Source organism: Rhodoferax sp. ZS1R8 (assembly GCF_056521325.1).
In genome coordinates this window covers 516-1,495 of record NZ_JBWMBA010000071.1, presented here as the reverse complement: position 1 = coordinate 1,495, position 980 = coordinate 516, and the positions used below count along the sequence as shown (strand labels likewise).

Sequence of the window (980 nt, the reverse complement as noted above, 5' to 3'; positions counted from 1 at the left end):
CTGCCGCCTTGGTGTGTGCCTGCTTGATGGCACCGGTAGGGTCTAGCAGCGAGTCCAATCCGCCTTGGGTGGAGGAGGTCTCGGCCAGGAAAATATTGTCGCCATAGAAATCCAGCATGTCATGAATCCAGGGCGAACCCTTGACCGACGCACCACGGGACAAGGGCAAGGCATGGAACACACTTTTGGGCTGGCGGCTGTAGGCCTGCAGCGCGTCAAAAAACGGCGTGGAAAACCGATTTCGCACGCCCGCCAACAAGGCGGTGTGCAAGTCATGAAACGGGTTGAGGTGAAATAGCACCCGGTCAAAATGGCTGCGTACCTGCCAGGGCAACTCAGTTGCAGCTTGCTCGCTGATGAGATAGTGGTTCAGCTCCGGGCGCAGGCAACGTAGGGTGCGGCACAAATTGACTTCCACACTTTGCAGCGGCTCCAGGGGTGGCGTGCTGGCGACCAGCGCCCGGCCGTGCTGGGCGAACATCGCCTCAGATTCACCGCTGGAGGGTGCTATGTGGTTGAGGTAGATGCAAGCCTGGATGTCGCCATTGGCCAGTACCGCCGTCAGGGCATCTTGAGCCGTATCCACCAGCACGATGTCATACACAAACTCGTCGTGCGCGGTCTTGAATGCAGCCAGCTGCTGGCGGTACAGCATCTCGTAGTCGTGCGGAAAAGGGTGAACGATCAGCACCTCAAAGTAGGGTTTGGTTTCGACGGTCGCCGTGGCTTCCAGTTGACACCCATCCAGCAGGATGGGCCGGTCGAGTTGTTCCAGATGGGTCTGAAATGGCCTGAAGACTTGGCTGCGGTAGGTCTTGTTTTGCAACGCGAAGCAGCAATTGTTGACCAGTTGCGCGATCAGTGAGTGTTGCTCGGTTTGCAGGTAGTGCGCGAGCTGCAACAGGACGCCGCGGCCCGGATAGGTCCAGAAGCGGTCAATGGGCTCCAATTCCTGCAAACCAGTCTGAAAAGCTTCGACC

Annotated in this window: 1 pseudogene; it reads right to left on the bottom strand. The window is 58.3% G+C overall.

Annotation, left to right across the window (positions count from 1 at the left end):
• Positions 1-980 (bottom strand): annotated as a pseudogene (locus tag AC097P_RS23830) (hypothetical protein); the annotation flags it as partial.